The following is a 19,959-nucleotide window of genomic DNA, read 5'->3' on the forward strand; positions in this document are numbered from 1 at the left end:
ACGAGCATCCTATTTCTCCGTTGCAATGGTTACGGGGCGCTGGGCAGATGGCAAACATAATAAAGTTAAAGCCACTCCGACAGGTGCATCAGGAGTGGCTTCAAAGATAAACAGTATCAATATAATTCTAGCTTATAGCTTTTATGGCTCAGATGAGGTGCGCCAGCAGGTCCTGCAATGCTTATCTAATGCTGTTCCCTGGCTCCGGATACCATGTAGTTGTTCTTGGTACCGACTTTCTCCTTCACGGCCTCCTGCCAGGCCAGGCCCACCGCCGACAAGTATTCCGACTGGTTCCATTGCTGGTACTGGCGCAGTTGCGGGTCTACTTCGCACACATACAACTCGTGCCCCGGCCGCTGTACTACTTTAAAGCCGCACGTACGCAACATAGCTTCGATGGCGGCATGGTTTGGGGCCCACCAATTGGTTAAGTCACCTGCCATTTTCTTTTCTATAAATGCCATTTTAGGCCACGACGGCTCCAACATCCGCTGCCGGTCGTTTATTCCGAAATCTTCCGGCACCTCGCCTGCTTCATCGCCTGGCATGGTAAGCGTCTGGAATACCAGCAGGTTCCGGGCCTTCTGCGCCAGTATGTCCAGAGAGAGCAGCGGGTAGCGCAAATGGTAGAGCACGCCCATGTACCAAATCAGGTCGAACTCCCGGTCGAGACGCGCCACATCATATACCTGCATCTGCCGCAGTTCCACCCTGTCTTCGAGGCCAAACTGCTTTGCCACCCAGGCCGCCTGCTTAAGGTAGTGCGGGTCCACATCTATACCGAGCACGTGTGCGCCGCGTTTTGCCAGTTCTATGGAGTAAAACCCCGCATTGCAGCCAATATCCAGCACATTACAACCCGAAAGATCAGCCGGAATCAGCTGCTCCAGTTGCTGCCATTTAAAGGCCGGAAAATCTCCCAGAAAATGCGAGGGTGCTGTCTGCTCTCCGCCAGGCAAGTGTATGTTATGAAACCAGGGTCCGAGTTGTTCTATCTCCTGCTGTATATCCATCCGGTTTGTGTTATAAGTATTTAATTGCAATGGCTTTTACTATTACTTTGTCTAGTTCGTCTTTTACGTGGGCAGATGCCAGATCTGTAAAAATAATCGCATCAGCACCTACCTGCTTTGCCTTTTCCTGCATCTTCTCCTTTATATCATCTACTTCATAAGGCAGTATTAAGTCGTTGGTCATGTGGCCTATTACTTTATAGTGCCCTACTACATCCTGCACAGCATAAAATGTTTCTACTGTTGTTGTTGCCTCATAAGATTCTCCTATGTAATGGATGGAAACTTCACCGGACAAGGCCCCTTGCAAGGCTACACAAGAAGAAAGTAATATCGCTATCAGAAAAAATATTCCTCTTGAAAAAAGGACGGCCGTCATTTTCATATGATTTCGATTAAAGTACCTGTCAGTAATGGCTGCTCCACCAGCTTACGATTACTCTTTAACCGGCAGCGACATCAGCTCGCGTACATAGCTTTCCAGCTCCCGGGCACGATGAGCCGCCGTATGTTGCGTTAGCACCTTTTGCCGAGCCTTTTCCCCCATGGCTATTCGCTCCTGCTCTGGCAGCTCTTTCAGGTACTTTAACGTGTCTGCGGCGGTATAAGCTACTAGAATCTCTTCATCAAAGGTGAATAAAGAATCCAGCCCATCCCAGTAATCAGAGATAATAGGAGTGCCACAGGCAGCTGCTTCGAACAGGCGTACGCTCGGCGAATAGCCTGCCTTGATCATGTCGGCTCGTGTAATGTTTTGGGTAAAGCGCTGGCTGTTGTAAAACTGCCGGTGCTCTGCCGGTGGTAAGTGGTGGATGTGCTGGGTGTTAGCCGGCCACTGCACCGACTCCGGGTACTGTGGCCCGGCTACTACAAACTTTCCTTCAGGCCACTCACGGGCTGCCTTCAGCATCAGCTTCTCGAGGGGCGGTTGCCGATCGTCGGAGTAAGTACCGAGATAGCCTAGATCCCATTGCATTTGTTGCTGCTCGGGGTAATATAGTGTTGGATCGAAAGAGCAGTACAGTGCCCTTGCCATTGGCGAACCATAGTGCCGCTCCAGCAGATCGAGTGTTGGGCCTCCGGTAAACGACAGGTACAGGTCGTACTGCGGAATAAGGCGCGGGTGCAAATATTCGAAATCCTGTCGCTCCAGTTTGGCCAGCGTTACCGGCGTATCGATGTCGTAAAACGCTTTAATGCCTTGCGCTGTTTGCACAACCCACTCTCCTACCTGCACACCCTCCGGCACATAAGAGCCTACTATCACTACTTCCGCTTCGCGCACCTGCTCCGTGAACCGTTGCTTCAGGTCTTCTAAAGATGCATACAACGCTGTCTGGCAGTACTCCGGGTTCGGCAGGTCTCGGCTGTTGGCGTACCAGGGCACATCGCGCTCCAGGAACAGGATCTGGTGCCCACTATTGTTTAGCTCCCGCACCAGCCCACGAAAGGTAGTGGCATGGCCATTTCCCCAACTAGAAGTAATAGATAAACCAAGTATGACGATGTTCATTTAGTTAATTGCTGGATTGTTAAATTGTTACAATGCAACTGGCTATTTCAGCCATTCAGTTGCTTCTATTGCTGCGGTTGCTCCTAAGAACTCGCAGCGTCTTACAGACCTGCGAGTGTTTGTGCGCGTATTCGCTCGTGCCATGATCATATTTTATTTATAGCAGCACTAAGCCAGAGCCTCTTTTTCTGCTTTGATCTTGGTATATAGCAGTTGCTCCAGCTGCGCTGCGCGGTGGTTATAGGTGTGCGCCGACAGTACTTTATTGTAGGCAGCCTTACCAATTGCCTTTGCCTTTTCCTCAGACAGATCTGCTATAATAGCTGCTACCTCTGCTCCACTTTTAGCTACCAATATCTCCTGATCCGGCTCAAAGAAGAAGTCGATGCCTTCCCAGAAATCGGTAATAATGCAGGCACCCGCTCCGGCTGCTTCGAACACCCGAGTGGCAGGCGAAAAGCCATAGCGGGCCATGCTCTCGCGGCTTATATTAAGCACTGCTTTGGGGGTGCAGTTAAAGGCATTGTGGTCGTTGGTGTACACATGGCCAATGTAGTTGATGTTGGCGCTCATGGGCTTGTCGCTCCAGCCGCTGCCGCCCAGCATAAACGTTTTAGCTGGGGTAGCTGCCGCCGGGTTCAGGAAAAATTCTTCTACCCGGGCTTCGCGGTCGGGCAGGCGATTGCCCAGAAAGGCGAGGTCGCAGGCAAAGCGAGCTTCAGGAGCCACCGGGTAATGTGTAGAAGTATCTAAGGCATTGTAAATGGGCACGCACTTTTTAGCTCCCAGGGCCTCATAAGCTTCTATTACAGGCTGACCGCCGCCGTAGGTCAGCACCATGTCGTAGTTCGGGATAAGCTGCAGAAACTGATCTTCCGGGTTCTGATGCACCCGATCTAAGGTAGCCGGCGCATCTACATCCCAGAAAACAACCAACGTGTCATCGTTTTGGAAGCGCAGTACTTCCCGCTCCAACAGCTCATCGAACACGCCTACGCCACTCGCTTTTACGATGATGTCGGCCTGGGCGGCCTTTTCCAGGCACTGATGAGCAGCTTCCGGTGTGGCTTCGTACACCACTACTTTTGCCCAGTCCGGATCTGGCATGTCGCGGTTCTTTTGGCGGTCGTAGGCATCGGGCTCGTAAAAGGTAACGCTATGCCCAAGTCCGTGCAGCGCCCGCACAATACCTCGGTAATAAGTTGCTGCCCCGTTCCAGTAAGCAGATACCAGGCTGGAGCCGAAGAAGGCTATGTTTAATTTCTTAGTTTTCATGCTGTGGCTGTTTGAGTAGGAGAAACTTTGGCTGGCGCAATGCCCAGTTCCAGGCATACCTGTTCTAATTCGTTTACACGATGGGCACAGGTATGGCGCTGCTGAATAGTTTGCAAGCCGTGGCTGGCAAGTTCTGCGGCTTTTTCAGGCTGGTGCAAAATTGTTTGCAGATGCTGTTTCATTTCTTCGCCGGTTCGCGCCACCAGAAAATCAGTGCCCGGGGTAAACAAGTTTTCGGCATCGCTCCACGGCGAAGAAATAAGCGGAATGCCACAGGCCATGGCCTCAAACGGGCGTATGGTCGGAATGCCCGGCAAGGCCTCCACGTATGGCCGGCGGGGCACGTGCACTGTTACTTTATATTTGGCAAACTCTTCTGCAGCCTTATAGTTCGGCAGCCAGCCACCGTAGGTAATACCTGCATCTGCCAGGGCTTTTTGAGCATGTTCCGGATAACGGACTCCATAAATTTTAGCCTTTAGCCCCAGCTCTTTTACCGGGTTAATCAGAAACTCGTGAAGTTCTGCCGTACGTTCTTCGTCGCCCCAATTGCCGACCCATACCAGGTCTCCTTCGGGTTCCGTTTTTTCGTGCGGATAAAAAACGCTGGTATCGGCAGCTTCGTGCCAGGTCCAGGCGCGGGAGGTCCAGCCTTGCTGGAGGTACAGGTCGCGGATAACCTGGCCAAACGCCAGTACCCCATCGTAATGCGTGAGGTCGTATTTTGCCATGCTTTCACGCTCTGTTACAGCCCGGTGATGCGTGTCGTGGAAGAGGAGTTTATAGTTACTCTTTACCCGATGCTCTCCTACCCGCTTCACCAATTCATGCTCACTCCACTCATGCACCAGCACCAGGTCGGCCTCGTGCAGCACCTCATCCAGATTTAGTGTATCCAGGGTGTAGAAGTTGGTGCTAATGCCAGGGTAATACTCCTGCAGTTCTTCCAGCTTCTGCTCGCCATAGCCTTCTATAAGATTTTGCAGGCTCCAGCCATTTTGCGGCTCATATACCTGCACCTGGTGCCCTCGCTCCTGTAACTCCCGCACCACACCTCGTAGAAAGTGTGCGTTGCCGTGGTTCCAGTCGGAGAGAATAGAGTGGTAGAATAAGATGATGTTCATGTAAGTGTTTGTTCGATTCTTTTTTATTATAGATTCTATTGGTGCTAGAATTTTACTGAGTGTTCTAATTTTATTCGGTAGCTAGAAGTCATTTTTTAGCAGTTTCACCACCGCCTTATTGTCATCTTAAAAGGATTTTGTGGGCGAGATGCAACAGCTATTACTATAGCTTTTTAGTCTAAGTTCGCATAGCATCTGCTCCTGCTGTGACTTTGAAGTGAAGCTGTTGCATTGCCTGCTTTCTTGTTCTTTTTGTCTTGATACAAAAAGAACCAAAAAAATCAAGACGATTTTGTCCAAAGGGGGCCCCTGCACCCCCACTCGCTGAACGCTCAAACAAAAAATCGTCAATAGGTGCACCGGGCAAAGGTGTTTGCTCTGTGGCTTCTTGCTATACTACTATTATGAGAGCAGCTACCTCAAAATCAATTCTTCAAATGAAAGCAGCCTTCCCGAGGTAAATCTTGATAATTTTGTTGAGGGTCTAGCCAACCTATCGTGCCTGCAGGCAGGTTCAACTTTAGCAACACTACACTTCACTGAAAGAAACAGCTGCTACCCTTGACCTTAGAAATCTAAATAACCGTTTGAAGGCCTTTTTCATTAGAATAATTTAGATGCTTGCACACCAGAGTTGCGCTATAAGGCAATTTCCGGCAGCTTGAACCGGAGCAACTGGCGGTAAATGTTGCTGTAGTCCTGGGCCATGTGCTCGGAGGCGTAGCCGTAGGAGCGCTTCATAGAGCGGCACGACATAATGTTCCGGGTAAACTCATCCTCGATCAGGTGGTTGATGGTATCGCGCAGATCGTCGGCACTTTGTGGGTTCACGTATTTCGCGGCATTTCCCCAGATCTCGACCAGGCTATCGGTTTTACCTACCACCAAGGCACAACCCGACATGGCTGCTTCCAAAATAGTTAAACCAAATGGTTCATACTTCGCTGGCAAGGCATAAATAGAAGCTCTGGAAAGCCACTGCGTCACTTCTTTTGGCGACAGTTGCCCCAGAAAATGCACATTTTCGAGGTCTATCGTTTCTCCGGTAGTAGGATGTTTGTCGTCACCGGCAATATAAACCGGCCATGGCAGATCAGAGGCAATGTGTGCCAGCATGCCTATGTTTTTGGCTTCGTCCCACACGCGGCCCATGCTAAATACAAAAGGCTCTTTTGTAGCATACTGAAAAAGTTGCTGGCCACGGCCGTTGTAAATAACAGTTCGCTGCTTAAATGGCCCGTACAATTCTTCGGCCTGGTGCAGCATAGACTGTGTAGGAGCCACCACCATATCGGCCGCATGCAGCCCGGCTTTAACAGTTTCGAGATATGTTTCCCATTCCTTTGGAGCCTCTTCTCCCTTAACGGCTCTCCACCACGACAGCACGCACGAATGCACCACCACCACCACCGGTTTTCCCCAGTTCAGGTTTCCATGAGCCATGTTGTTGAGGTGAATAAGGTCTGGTTTAATTTCTTCGTTCAGCTGCAGCAGCCATTCCCCTGCTTTGGCTACGTCTTCCCAGGGGTTGTCCATCCACTCCAGCTTAAAGTTGCTTTCGTGCAGGGTCAGGTTGCTTATTTCGCTTACCTCCTGCTGCTGCTCTTCGCTCAAGGGAGCGCCCATAGTAGCCAGGTCTACATGAATACCAAGAGAATCGAGGGCCTTGATCAATTCTATGGCATACGTCCAGACACCACCCATGGTATCTGCCGTCATTAAAATTTTGGATGGGTGTTGTACTTCCATGATCTGTTATCTTCCGTAAATTTTGTCTAACACTTCCGCTACCTTCACAAACTGTTCCGCCTCCTCGTCGAAGCCATCGCCCTTTGCCAGTCGTTCGGCCCAAACCACACCTGCCCTGCCCGACCACTCATCTGGCGGCGAGCAGAGTCGCTCCGACCTGGTTCCATAATAGCGCTCAGCCACAAAATCGTAGAAAGAGCCATTTATGTTCTTGAAAGCAACACCGCCATTGGTGCCGTAAAATGTGGCGCTAATAATGGCTTCCTGACCTGCCGGCAGGTTCCAGGAACAGCTAAGGCTTACATGCGTGCCAGTGGCGAGTTCTATGCTGGCGGTAGCGTAGTCTTCCACTTTACCCTCTGCCATAGAAATAGGTTTTCCTTTTGCAAAAAGATGGCTTTTCACCTCCCGTACAGCCGGAAAGTTCAGGGACCATAAAGCCAGGTCGACTAAGTGAACGCCCAAATCTATCACACAGCCTCCTCCCGAAAGCTGCGGCTCGTAAAACCATGCTTTATCAGGCCCATAGGCATTATGAAACACCAGCTCCACGCCATAAATATGACCTAACTCACCTGACTGCACCACCTTATACACCTGTTCCATAGCCGCCGTAAAACGGTACGACAAATCTACTCCCAGCAGTTTATTTCCGGCACGGGCAGCCTCTACCACACGCTTTGTTTCTTCAACATTACGGCCAAGCGGCTTCTGGCAAAAAACCGACTTGCCTGCTTCCAGGGCCAGTATGCTTTGTTCTGCATGAAATGCACTTGGGGTAGCAATTACTACGCCGTTTACCTGCTCTTTTTCCAGAATAGCTTCCAGTGATTTAACTGTTTCGGCGGCAGGAGCAGCCTTTAGCGCCTCCTGTGTATTCTGAGGCACAACATCGGCAATACAGGCTATGTCTGCTGTCTGGTTTTTGGCTATCGCCTCCAGGCGGTTGCGGCCAATCCAGCCTACGCCTAAAAAACCTAAAACAGGTCTTGTAGCTGTTGTTGCGGATTCAGAAGAATTTGGTTGTGTTTGGGTGCTTTCAGTAAGGGTGTTGTGCATGTTTAGAAAGTAATAAGAGCTTTTACAAATCCGTCGGGGCGGTTGCTTAGGTTTTCAAATGCGGTTGCCATATCGGCTAAGGCATAAGTATGAGTATAAAGCGGATCAGGATTCAGGATGCCAGCTTCTACTGCTTTTACAGCCTCCTGCATTCCTTTGATATATTCCTGCGGGTCGCGCTCGTGCGCGTTTATAACATCGAGGCCACGCCAGTTCCAAAGTTGCACGTTTACCTGGCGCATACCGTCCTGATGGAAACCGGCAATAATGAGTTTGCCTCTTTCGGCGGTTAGTTCGCCTGCCAGGTTGAGCGGCCATTCTTTACCAGTGCACTCTATTACCCGCTCGCAGAATTTGCCGTTGGTAAGTGATTTTACTTTCTCAATAATCTGCCAATGGTCGTCCATCTTGATTACTTCATCGGCTCCACAGCCGGTTGCCACCTGCAGCGAAAAGTCGCGTTGCGAAATGGCTATAACCTTGGCTCCGGCATGTTTTGCCAGCTGCACCAGCAGCGCTCCCAGGAACCCAATGCCCAGGATAGCTACTGTTTGGCCTGCCTGTATGTCGCTTCTGCGGAAGATATTGATGGCACAGCCAAGTGGCTCACCCGGAAAAGGTTTTCCTGCCAATGCCTCCGGCAGCTTTATCAACTTGTCGGCATCGGCCAGGTCGTATTGCGCATAGGAGTTATAAGATAAAGCTGCTACACGGTCGCCTACTGCAAAGCCTGTTACCTCTTCGCCAATGGCATCTATTATGCCCCAGCCTTCGTGACCTGGGTTGCCGGCTGCTACCGGGTAAGAGAACCACTCGCGGCCCTCCCACACAGGTATGTTGGAGGCACAGAGTCCGCAACCTTCTAACTGCAGGCGCACCTGCCCTGCCTGAGGCTCGGGTAAGGATGTGTCTTGTATTTCTACTGTTTGTGGCGCTGCAATAACAGCTGCCTGCATGGTTGTAGCCGCTTTTGCGGCTACCGCTGGGTGTGGTGATAAAAGGGTATCTGGCATTAGGCTACAGCTACTTTTTTAACCTGATCTACAGGCTGGTTTGTGATGGTAACAAATTCCGGAACGTTTAGGCCACTGTTCTCGCAAAGCCATTGGTAAAGTTTGGCTACCCCCTGCTGCACATTGTGCCTGGGCGACCAGCCGGTAGCTTTACGGAACTTTCGGGTATCGGATACATAATAATGCTGATCGCCTGGCCGCCAGTCGCCGAAAGAAAGTGGCACCTCTTCGCCTTTGTACTCGCCTATGAGTTGCAGTAGTTCCAGCAGACTTACTGTATTGTGCACGCCCCCGCCAATGTTAAAGGCATGGCCTGTGATTTCAGGCATATGCTGCTGTGCCAGCAGGAATGCATCCACCAGGTCTTCCACAAATAATATATCGCGCACCTGCTTTCCATCGCCATAAATATTAATCGGCTTATCTTCCATGGCTCTGATGGCAAAGTGTGCTACCCAACCCTGGTCCTCATTTCCGTACTGATGTGGTCCGTAGATGCAGCTCATCCGGAAAACGACGGCAGGCAGGTTGTAGGTGCGGGCATAGTCTATAACGTACTGGTCGGCCGCGCCTTTGGAACAGCCATAAGGGCTGTGGAAGTCAAGATGTCTTTTCTCGCTGATGCCATGCGAAAGAATCTCCGCATCTGTAGGGTTATAGCGGGTTTCGTTTTGCACAAACTTCAGATCCTCGAGGCCACCATACACTTTATTTGTAGAGGTAAACACCAGCGGCGGCGGCGTGTCCTGCGCCCGGATGGCTTCTAACAAATTTATAATGCCTCTGGCATTGATGTCGAAATCGTTGATGGGCAGGTCTACTGAGGTGGTTACTGCCACTTGTGCTGCAAAGTGGAAAACGGCCTCGGCATGCTGTACTACTTTTTTCACTGTTTGCAGGTCGCGGATATCTCCTACGTATACCTCCAGCTTATCGCCGTAGGTGTTGTGCAGCCACTGCAGGTTGCGCTCTACGCCCTCGCGCGACAGGTTATCGAATACCAGTACTCGTTTTCCCTGGTCCAACAGGCGCTTAGCTAGGTTAGTGCCCACAAAACCGGCTCCGCCTGTAATGAGGGTATAAGGTTCTGCGTTAGCACCAAGGTCTCTGTTAATATAATCCAGCTCCTGCAGCTCATTAATGCCATGGCGCTCCCAAAGTCTGAAGAGAAGTTTTGGGGTACCGTCTGTCCGTTTCAGGCCAAAATAATATTCCCGTTCATCTACATGAAAACCGCCCACTGTTGGCAGGCTCAGGTCTAGGTCTCGCATGCTGTACCAGTACACACGGTCTACATCGGTTTGCAGCACTTTCTTAAATTCCTGCAGCTGCTTATACTCGTCGTGCTGCCAGGTAGAGAAGCCTGCCTCGGTAATCCAGAGCTCTGCCTTAGAGCTGTAGCGGTTCATGACTTCCCGCACGGCTGCAATATTATCGTCCCAACCGTCCCACAACTGGTCAAAAACATCCGGAAAACCATGTATACCTACTGCATCGATATGCTCCATTACTCCCAACTCAAACATCATATCGAGCCAGTTCGGATCTATGGGACTCATGCCCCCTAGTGCTGTCTTTTTACCCCGCTGCTTTGCCCAATAGGCTGCCCCACCTACCATTTCGGCAAATTTGTGCCAGCCATAGTCCATGGTAAAGTCGTATTCGGTGCGGTTGTTTGGCTCATTCCATAGCTCTACCCACTCAAAATGTTCTCCAAAGTCGGTTATAAACACATCCAGAAAATCGGCATAGGCTTTCAGGTTCTTGGGCGGTGATGATGTTTTGGCTTTTATACCGATAGAAGGCGGCGTGTAGAGGAAACAAGGAAGTATTTCTACCTCGCGGGCCAGGGTAGGAATAAGCCATTGGTACCACTCTTTACCACCTGGAGTGTAGTAGTCGGCCCAGGAAACGCCGGTGCGTAATAAAGTTACGCCCAGGGCTTTCAGGTCTTTTAGTGTTTGTAGTACATGCTCCTGCTCTCCAATTCTGAACCACTCTACCACCCCAATGGCTGGCCGTGCAGTTGTTGATGCTGTTTGTGTATCTATGTTCATTGCTGATTATCCTTTTGATTGACAGAAGATAAGGTACGCGGTTTTAAACCGTTAGGCCGCGGGCAGCCAATTCGTTGCTCGCCTCGTTTACACGGTCATAGGCGATCTGGCCTTCCAGCCACGATGCCAGCTCTTCTAAACCGGCGTTAAACTCTACCTGTGGGTAAAAGCCTAATACTTCTTTTGCCAAGGAAATGTCGGCGTAGCAGTGGCGGATATCTCCCACTCTGTATTTGCCTGTAATTTGTGGAAGAAAATCTGTTTTATCCATGACGGTAGCCAGGCGTGCGGCTATTTCGCGGATGGTGTAGTTGTTGCCGCTACCCACATTGAATACTTGCCCGTTCGCTTCTTCTGTTTCCAAAGCTAAACGGCAGGCCAGGGCTACATCGTGCACATGCACAAAGTCGCGTTGCTGGTTTCCATCCTCAAATATCATAGGAGCGTTGTTGTTGAGCAGCCTGGAAGCAAATATGGCCAGCACCCCGGTATATGGATTAGAAAGCGCCTGCCGTGTGCCATACACATTGAAAAAGCGCATGGCTACAGTAGGAATATTGTAAGCCCGGCCTACCATCAGGCAAAGCCGCTCCTGGTCGTATTTAGAAAGGGCGTACACCGAAGACAGACAAGGTGTTTTGAATTCTGGCGTAGGAATGGGTTGCAATGGCTGTCGCTGCGCATCAAAAAGCTCCCACTCTCCGGCTTTTAGCTGGTCTATGGCACGTTCTGAGCCTACTACTTCCTCGCCCGCCCCATTTTTATACAGGCCTTCGCCATAAACGCTCATGCTACTGGCAACAATCAGCTTTTTAACCGGCTTTTTGCTCAGCGCTTCGAGCAATACAGCGGTGCCCATGTTATTTACATCTGTATATTCTTTAATCTCATACATGCTTTGCCCCACTCCTACCATAGCGGCAAAATGAAACACGGCATCTACTCCCTCCAGTGCCAATTCTACAGCCTTAGGGTCACGCACATCACCAACCAGCAGCTCTACCTCCTCATTTAAATACTCCGGGCGTGTGCACCCGGGCCCATGCACCTGCTCCGAAAGATTGTCTAACGCTCTCACCTGGTACCCATGGCGGAGCAGTTCGTCTGCCAGGTGCGATCCAATAAAACCCGCACCCCCTGTAATCAAGATCCTTTGTTTCATAGTTATATTCGTAAATTGAAGGTAAAACTTAAAAAGGCTGACTGTTGGGCCTGATGGTGATCCGGTTTACAGATACACCCTCCGGCTGCTGCAACGCAAACAGCACTGCATCGGCCACATTGTCGGGGCTAAGGGCTCCGTACCCGATATCTGCTGCTGTGTGAAAGCCTGAGACTGTGTTTTCAAAAAAAGCAGTATCGGTAACACCTGGTGCTACCACTGTTACCCTAATGGTGGGCAATACCTCCTGGCGAAGCGTTTCGGCAACTACTTCCAAAGCAGCTTTTGTGGCGGCATACACACCACCATATGGGAAAGCTTGTTGCGCAGCTACAGAAGACAGGAACACCACGTGTCCGCCTCCGCTCGCCAGCATGCCCGGCACAAATGCCCGCACCAGACGCAAGGCTCCCATTATATTTACATCGATGATCTGTCGCCACTTCTCCGGGTCCCCCTCCACCAGCTTTTCGTGTATGCCACGACCAGCGCAGCAGACCAGAATATCTGGCTGTCCTAGCTGCTGTTGCACCTGTGCAAAGAGCTCGTCTACGGCTGGGCCTGAACTAACATCGCATTGATAAGCGAACAGGGCAGGTTGCACCGAAACCGGTTGAATATCGGCAATGGCAGTTTGCACTCCAATTTCAGAAAGCTTGCTGGCTATAGCATATCCTATACCAGATCCTCCTCCACTCACTACTGCTTTTTTACCTTTTAACTGCTGCACTTATGCGTTCTTTTATTTGATTCTAGCTATATACTTTTCTTTAGATCAATGCACTCTAAGAACGATGGAATTACATTCGGGTTATAGAAGAAGCTGCTGCTTATTGGTAAAAACCAATTAAATACGTATAAGTTCGCACAACCTAGTATTTATCCGTATTAATCCCTTTCTACTGAATTCCAACCTTCTACCGGATTAGCTCCTCTGCCTGCTTCTAAAACAGGAGCTGGTCATCTCTTAAAATTGAAGTGATTCAGAGGAGAAACGAAGATTGAAATTGCACTGGTTTGGCAATGATTGGCTGTCATTTTCATGAAAGGAAATCAGTTCTTAAATTCGGGAGAAATTCCAGAAGAACGTCATGAACTTTTCAAACGATATCACCCTCCAAAACGACCGTGTACTGCTTCGCCCTTTACTGCCATCCGACGCAAAGGGTTTGCAGGCAGTTGCCTTAGATGAAGACATCTGGCGCTACATGGTTTTGCGCATTAATTCGGTTGCGGAGCTAGAACAGTGGCTAAGCACTGCCCTGCAGGCAAGAGAACAGCAGCAGCGCTATACTTTTGCCATTCTGGATAAGCAGACAGGAAACCTGGCCGGCAGTACAGCTTTCGGAAATATTTCGGCACTTGACAAGCGCCTGGAGATTGGCTGGACCTGGCTTGGCCACAACTATAGGGGAAGCGGCTTGAACCGGCAATGTAAGTTTCTATTACTATCGTATGCCTTTGAAGTGTTGCAGTACGAGCGGGTTGAGTTAAAAACTGATGTGCTTAATGCCAGATCGCGCAGGGCGATGCTGAAACTTGGTGCAACAGAAGAAGGTGTGCTTCGCAGCCATACACTGATGCACGACGGCCGAAGACGCGACACCGTTTACTACAGCTTGCTACGAAAAGAGTGGGAACAGGTAAAACAAACTGTATTTGCCGACCTTTTTTAGGCTAACATGGTTGTAGTATCCTGCCCTTGCTGTAATTTGTCTAATTTGCCTCCGGAGGGGCATTTTCATTAGAATAATTACAGAATGCGCCCAATTCAGAATTTAATGTGTTTTACCAGAGAAGCGTGTACCCAAAATACCCTAAGACATTACCTTTTAAAAAAGCCTCTGGAAAGCCCTTTTCATTAGGATAATTTGATTTACAAGGTAACAGACCCGGAGGCTCCTGCACACAAGCAAAATCAAACGAAGAAAATAATATGATTCTCGGGTTCCCGTTAGATTAATAACAACAGTTAAAGCAGTGCATGAGCAGATTCTACCCTAACTACACTATTACGGCCTGTAACTTGGGGAATACCAGACTTTTTGCGACTCAAAAGTTTGGCGTTTTACCAAGAAGCAGTCTAACATCGATTAAGTAGAATCAAGCCACATCCTCCTTTCTCATCTGAGCAGCTGCATCGTGTAATCAGTTACTTATCAATACAATAAACTTAAATTTATCATCATAAAACCTGTGCAATTCTCCTCCAGGCTTTAAGTATAATCGTTTTGCCGCTACTAGGGCACGAGCTTATATTATATTAAAGTTAATTCTCGCAAAACATTTTTATACAACTTAACCGTATAGCAGCAAAAACAAAGCTATCAGGTTGAAAAACAGCCCCTCTAACCAGAAAATTGTATTAATTAGGCATGCCAGACCTATGGTGGAGAAGAAAGGCTTCTTCAACTCTAAAGCTGCCAGCCAGTTTATTTCTGATTATGATGCGGCCAAAGTAGAAGAATTTGTGTTTGAGCACCATGCCTTGCCAGCCGGGACCTTTAAAAAAGTATTCTGCAGCACATTAGTCCGCTCACAACTTACTGCCCGAGCTATTTTCGGAGAAGAAGCAACCTTGATAGTACAACCTGAATTCCGGGAATTTGAGCGAAAGATATTCGCACTGCCTTTTTTGCGGCTACCTGTCAGTTTTTGGTTACTCAGTGCCCGCATACTGTGGTTTATGGGCTTCAACAACAAAGGAATTGAAACCTTTAAGCAGGCCAGGCAACGCGCCCGCACCTGTGCCTCTATGCTGGTGCACGAGGCACAGGAGAACCATGCCGCCATTTTAGTTGCGCATGGCTTACTTAATAATTTTATTATGCGTGAGTTGCGCCGCATGGGTTGGAAATTAAACGACAAAGGAGGCAGCGGATTTTTGGCAGTTAACATACTGGAGCGATGAAAAGCGAAACTGAAAACTGCCGGTTGCAGGTAACAGCAGAAAGCAGATACCGAACTCAAGTCTAATCCTACACATACCTCTGTTCTGCGACTTGAGTAGTTATAGTAAAATAGTTTACCTAACAGCTTTGTTTAACCCGAAGGTGTAATTTTTTTTAACTAACAGGGTATAGCCAAATATAATAAATCATAACTGTGTTGCTACAGTTATCTGCTGGCTGCAACACCATTTATCATTTTAAATATTGTTAATACTACTGCCTGCTCTCAAAATAGCTACTAGCTGCTTCTGAGCATATTACGAAATTATTAAGGATTTATTAACAAATCTACACCTAACAAAAGTACTATTAATATGCTAAACCAGAACTAACAAACGATTGCACTTAAAGACTAAATAAGAGTTTAATACCACTCTTTTTATGTGGATAAAAAGACATTAAAAACAAATTAAAATTTATTATACTTGTAAATTACCCTTATACGAATAATCTTTTTTTATCAAATTCCTATTATTTACAAACCATTTAACCAATTTAAAATGAAGAGAAATCTACTTCTGAGCTTAGTAGGTGTTTTCATTTTCCTTGGAAATGTTGTAGCCCAGGCGCAATCAGTTTCGGGAAAAGTAACATCAGCTGTGGATGGGAGCCCTATACCAGGCGTAACAGTGCTGGTAAAAGGAACCACTATCGGCGTTTCAACAGACATTGATGGCGATTATTCCATTAATGCCGGCACCGACGCTACCCTAGTTTTCCGGTCGTTGGGAATGGCCACGCAAGAACAGCCAGTAAATGGCCGCTCTACTATTAACGTACTACTGAAAGCTGATGTGAATCAATTAACTGAGGTTGTTGTGACAGGTTATGGTACACAAGAACGTCGGGACGTAACTGGCTCCATCGCCAGCATCGGCGGCAAAGAAATCGAAAACGTTCCGGTGGTGAGCTTAGAATCTGCCATCCAAGGACGTGTGGCAGGTGTGCACATTGAATCTGGTAGCGGTAAAGTGGGGCAGGGAATTAAAGTAAGGGTAAGGGGCTCTGCTTCGGTTACAGCTAATAACCAGCCACTCTATGTAATAGATGGCATTCCAATTACTACTGAGAACCAAGGAATTAGCACCAACGAACCAACAAACCCTCTTGCAGACATCGACCCGAATGATATTGAATCAATCGACATTCTGAAAGACGCCTCTTCGGCTGCCATTTACGGTTCCAGAGGATCTAACGGCGTGGTTCTGATTACTACTAAAAGTGGCCGTAGCGGCAAAACAAGATTTAACCTGAACTATTCTACTGGTGTAAGCCAGGCTACCAACAAAGTTAAGTTCCTGGATGGACCGCAGTATGTAGATTTATATAAGGAATCTTTTGCAAGATCCCGCACTGTGGCCGAATGGATAGAAGGCGGTGACTTTAATGATTTAGAGGACGCAATGGACTATTTTCTTCCGGAATGGAGAGATCCGGCCAACTCTAACTGGCAGGACCAGGTTTTCAGAAAAGGTGGTTACCAAGAAGCCAGCTTATCTGCTAGCGGCGGTACAGACAAAACCACTTTTTACATTGGTGGCTCTTACAGCGACCAGGATGGTATTCTGATAGGCAACAACTTTAAAAGATACAGTGGCCGAATAAACCTCGACCACAAAGCATCTGACCTTATAACAGTAGGTGCAAACTTTAACCTTGCCCGTTCAGAAAACAGACGTGTTGCAAACGACAATGCCTTTGCTTCGCCACTCCAGATTGTGGCCCTCACTCCTATTCAGCCAATTAATGACCCAGAAACAGGTGAGCTAAATACCAACACCATCTATTACAACAGTTTAATTGAGGCGCGTGATGCCTTCGATAACTCTACTGTTTTCCGTAACCTGAGCAAGGTATACGGTCAGCTGAACTTTACTCCTAATCTTACTTTCAGAAGCGAGTTCGGACTTGACCTGCTGAACCAGGTAGAAGAGGGATACCAGGGTAACCTAACACAGACAGGTTCTTCCAGAGGTGGTTTTGGTACTTACCGTACAGTAAATGTGGTAAACTACACTACCAACAATTACTTTAACTTTAACCAAACCTTCAACGAAATTCATAACCTAGATGCTACATTGGGTATGAGCTACCAAAATGCTACTACCAGCACCAGCTCTGTACAAGGTGAAGGTTTCCCGAACGATGACTTCAAGAAATTAGCTAGCGCTTCTGAAATTACTTTCGGTTCTTCTACCGCCACTGGATATTCACTTGTATCTTACTTTGCCAGAGCTAACTATAAACTGCACAACCGGTACCTGGTATCGCTTAGCGCACGCGTAGACGGTTCTTCCAGATTTGGTACCGATAACAAATATGGCGTATTCCCGGCTCTAGGTTTAGGCTGGATCCTAACAGATGAAGCTTTCCTGGAGAATGTAAACTTCCTGAACTTCTTAAAACTGAAAACCAGCATCGGCCTTACTGGTAACCAGGAAATTGGCGACTTCGAGTCTCGAGGCTTGTACAGCGTAGTGTCTTATGCAGGTGTAGCAGGTATATACCCAACTTCAGTTGCTAACCCAGACCTGAAGTGGGAAACCACAAGACAGTTTGATGCAGGCATTAGCTTCGGTTTCTTAAATAACCGCATTTCTGGTAGCGTAGACTACTACTTAAAGAACACAACAGACTTACTGCTTAACGTACAGGTGCCTGCCACTACCGGCTTTACCAGCATTACGCAGAACGTGGGCAAGCTGGAAAACAAAGGTTGGGAGTTTAGCTTAACTACCCAGAACTTAACCGGCGAACTAACATGGTCTTCTTCTTTTAACTACTCCAGAAACCGCAACACAATCACCGACCTTCAGGGCCAGGTAATTGTGGCAGGTGCTATTAACCGTGCTGTAGAAGGCCAGCCTATTGGCGTGTTCTTTACCAGAAAATACGCTGGTGTTGATGCTGCTACCGGTGATGCCCTTTACTACCTGAATGCTGATAGCGACGAAACAACAACAAATTTTGGTGCAGCACAGCAGCAAGTGGTTGGTAACCCGAACCCTAAATTTACAGGCGGCTTTGTAAACGACTTTACTTACAAAGGCTTTGATCTGAGCATCCTGCTTCAGTTCGTGTATGGCAACGATATCTATAACAGTGCCGGCCGCTACCAATCTGCCAACATGGATTACCTGGACAACCAAACCGCGGATCAACTTAACAGATGGAGACAGCCTGGAGACATTACCAGGGTTCCGGAAGCCAGATTCTACGACAGCAACGGTACCGGTGAATCGTCCAGATGGTTATATGATGGATCTTACCTGAGAGGAAAAAACCTTACCCTTGGTTACACTCTTCCTAAAAATGTAGTTACCAAAGCGCATTTAGGTAGTGTTCGTGTTTACTTAACTGCTCAGAACTTCTTCACGATTACAAATTATCCAGGTTGGGACCCAGAAGTTAACACGCAAGGCACTGGACCTTCTTCACAAAGAGCTAACGTAGGAGCCGGTACAGACTTCTATACCATTCCGCAGGCTAAAACCTTTGCTGCAGGTGTAAACTTTGGTTTCTAATCACCCCTAAAGAAGAACATAATGAAAGATATATTTAATTTTAGTAAAAAAGTAAGTGTCCTGGCGCTTGGGTCTATGATTGCCTTCTCTGCCTGCGACAAACAACTTGATATACAGCCGCAACTGTCTATTGATGCAGCTGTAGCACTCACTACCCCGCAAGGCGTACAAACTGCCTTGATTGGTGCTTACGAAAGACTGCAGGGTGGCCAGTTTTATGGCACCAATATAAACCTGGCAAGCGAACTTTTAGCTGCTTCCGGCGATTTAACCTGGACAGGATCATTCGCTACGTACCGCCAGTTTTTTGGCAAAAATACAGATGACTCTAACCTGGAGGCAGAAAGAACCTGGATAAGAGGATTTCAGACCATCAACATCGTAAACAACGTCATTGAGAAAATAGATGTTGTTCAGGATGAAGCTGACAAAAGCAGGATCTTAGGGGAAGCCTTGTTCATCAGAGGTATTGTTTATTTTGAGTTGGTTCGTTTGTATGGACTGCCTTGGCAGTCTGGCGACCCAAACACCAATTTAGCAGTGCCACTTGTACTCACTCCTACTACAGTCGTTACAGAGGCAAATCGGGTAAGCAGAGCTTCTGTTGCTGCCGTGTATGCACAAGTACTGGAAGACCTTACTCGTGCAAAAGACTTGTTGCCTGAAGCAAACGGCACCAGAGCCTCTACCTACACTGCAAGCGCCTTTTTGGCACGTGTATATTTGCAGCAAGGTGGCGCTGCCAACTGGGCAAATGCAGCTACGGAAGCTGATCGTGTAATCGCGTCTGAGCGCTTTGCACTTACTCCTACTTATGCTGATGCGTTTAACAACAGCTCTAATGTACCTGAGTATGTATTTGCGATTCAGCAAACCAATCAGAGCAACGCTGGTTCTGCTAACTATGGTTTAACAACGTTCTATGCCGATGCTGTTTTAGGTCGTGGTGAGATTACTATAAACCCTAACTTCCTGAACAACTTTGAGGCAGCAGACGAGCGCAGAGATGTATTCTATCTTGACCCCCGCATCCTTAGAAACGGGAAATACCGGGATCATTATGCGAATATCGCTGTAGTTCGTTTGGCCGAGATGTACCTGATTAGAGCAGAAGCTAACTTCCGCAACGGCACGGCAATTGGCACTACCCCAGTAGAGGATATCAATACTATTCGAGCAAGAGCGAAAGCCAGCACCTTGAGCAATATAACAATGGAGCAGATTCTGCAGGAAAGAAAAACAGAACTGGCCTTTGAAGGCTTTGCCCTGCATGATGCCAAGCGTCTGCAGCAGTCTGTAGGCCAACTTGCCTACGACTCTCCAAACTTAGTTCTACCTGTTCCGCTAAGAGAGAAGAATGCAAACCCTAACTTGTAAACAGGGTTTAGCTAATAAATAAAAAGAGAGGCTGCTCCATTGGGGCAGCCTCTCTTTTTATAAGTAAATGGTTTGAGGACTAAAGAGATTTAATAATAAGAAAATAGTAATGCTACTATAAAAAATAAGTGCAGTCTTG

At 48.0% G+C, this 19,959-nt stretch carries 15 protein-coding genes; 4 read left to right on the forward strand and 11 right to left on the reverse strand.

Annotated features, from left to right (window positions below; translation table 11 throughout):
* Positions 1-185 precede the first annotated feature (185 nt).
* The 11 genes from ACMA1I_RS05725 to ACMA1I_RS05775 form a co-directional block, all read right to left on the reverse strand.
* Entirely contained in the window at positions 186-1,016 is an 831-nt protein-coding gene (locus ACMA1I_RS05725) for a TIGR04290 family methyltransferase (protein WP_337067334.1), read from the reverse strand.
* A 10-nt stretch (positions 1,017-1,026) separates the two neighbouring features.
* Positions 1,027-1,401 (reverse strand): hypothetical protein, encoded by a 375-nt coding sequence (locus tag ACMA1I_RS05730; RefSeq protein ID WP_337067335.1) that lies wholly within the window; start codon positions 1,399-1,401, stop codon positions 1,027-1,029.
* A 51-nt stretch (positions 1,402-1,452) separates the two neighbouring features.
* Entirely contained in the window at positions 1,453-2,529 is a 1,077-nt protein-coding gene (locus ACMA1I_RS05735; protein WP_337067336.1) for a glycosyltransferase family protein, read from the reverse strand.
* Positions 2,530-2,697: 168 nt separating this feature from the next.
* On the reverse strand, positions 2,698-3,804 hold the full coding sequence (locus ACMA1I_RS05740) for a glycosyltransferase family protein (RefSeq protein WP_337067337.1): 1,107 nt from the start codon (positions 3,802-3,804) through the stop codon (positions 2,698-2,700).
* A complete protein-coding gene (locus tag ACMA1I_RS05745) occupies positions 3,801-4,928 on the reverse strand; it encodes a glycosyltransferase family protein (protein ID WP_337067338.1) in 1,128 nt (375 codons plus the stop codon). Before ACMA1I_RS05745 ends, ACMA1I_RS05740 begins: the two co-directional genes overlap by 4 nt.
* A gap of 639 nt (positions 4,929-5,567) precedes the next feature.
* Positions 5,568-6,677 (reverse strand): glycosyltransferase family 4 protein, encoded by a 1,110-nt coding sequence (locus ACMA1I_RS05750; RefSeq protein ID WP_337067339.1) that lies wholly within the window; start codon positions 6,675-6,677, stop codon positions 5,568-5,570.
* A gap of 6 nt (positions 6,678-6,683) precedes the next feature.
* Positions 6,684-7,736, reverse strand: coding sequence for a Gfo/Idh/MocA family oxidoreductase (locus tag ACMA1I_RS05755; protein ID WP_337067340.1), 1,053 nt, complete (start codon positions 7,734-7,736; stop codon positions 6,684-6,686).
* Between the two features lie 2 nt (positions 7,737-7,738).
* The gene (locus tag ACMA1I_RS05760; protein WP_337067341.1) at positions 7,739-8,749 is read right to left on the reverse strand and encodes an MDR/zinc-dependent alcohol dehydrogenase-like family protein; all 1,011 of its coding nucleotides are present in this window, start codon (positions 8,747-8,749) and stop codon (positions 7,739-7,741) included.
* Complete coding sequence (locus ACMA1I_RS05765) at positions 8,749-10,806, reverse strand: SDR family NAD(P)-dependent oxidoreductase (protein ID WP_337067342.1); 2,058 nt, start codon at positions 10,804-10,806, stop codon at positions 8,749-8,751. The genes ACMA1I_RS05760 and ACMA1I_RS05765 overlap by 1 nt, the downstream gene beginning before the upstream one ends.
* Before the next feature lie 43 nt (positions 10,807-10,849).
* The gene (locus ACMA1I_RS05770) at positions 10,850-11,968 is read right to left on the reverse strand and encodes an NAD-dependent epimerase/dehydratase family protein (protein ID WP_337067343.1); all 1,119 of its coding nucleotides are present in this window, start codon (positions 11,966-11,968) and stop codon (positions 10,850-10,852) included.
* 28 nt (positions 11,969-11,996) lie between these two features.
* The gene (locus ACMA1I_RS05775; RefSeq protein ID WP_337067344.1) at positions 11,997-12,698 is read right to left on the reverse strand and encodes an SDR family oxidoreductase; all 702 of its coding nucleotides are present in this window, start codon (positions 12,696-12,698) and stop codon (positions 11,997-11,999) included.
* A 361-nt stretch (positions 12,699-13,059) separates the two neighbouring features.
* On the opposite strand from ACMA1I_RS05775, the gene ACMA1I_RS05780 reads away from it, so the two are divergent.
* From ACMA1I_RS05780 to ACMA1I_RS05795, 4 genes are all read left to right on the forward strand, one after another.
* Positions 13,060-13,644, forward strand: a complete 585-nt coding sequence (locus ACMA1I_RS05780; RefSeq protein WP_337067345.1) for a GNAT family protein — start codon at positions 13,060-13,062, stop codon at positions 13,642-13,644.
* A gap of 656 nt (positions 13,645-14,300) precedes the next feature.
* Positions 14,301-14,879: a histidine phosphatase family protein gene (locus ACMA1I_RS05785; protein ID WP_337067346.1), complete on the forward strand. Its 579-nt coding sequence runs from the start codon at positions 14,301-14,303 to the stop codon at positions 14,877-14,879.
* 540 nt (positions 14,880-15,419) lie between these two features.
* Positions 15,420-18,443, forward strand: coding sequence for a TonB-dependent receptor (locus ACMA1I_RS05790; RefSeq protein WP_337067347.1), 3,024 nt, complete (start codon positions 15,420-15,422; stop codon positions 18,441-18,443).
* 21 nt (positions 18,444-18,464) lie between these two features.
* Positions 18,465-19,820 (forward strand): RagB/SusD family nutrient uptake outer membrane protein, encoded by a 1,356-nt coding sequence (locus tag ACMA1I_RS05795; RefSeq protein WP_337067348.1) that lies wholly within the window; start codon positions 18,465-18,467, stop codon positions 19,818-19,820.
* Positions 19,821-19,959 lie beyond the last annotated feature (139 nt).

The sequence above is a fragment of the Pontibacter sp. 13R65 genome (assembly GCF_047525655.1).
In the GTDB taxonomy this organism is placed as follows: Bacteria; Bacteroidota; Bacteroidia; order Cytophagales; family Hymenobacteraceae; genus Pontibacter.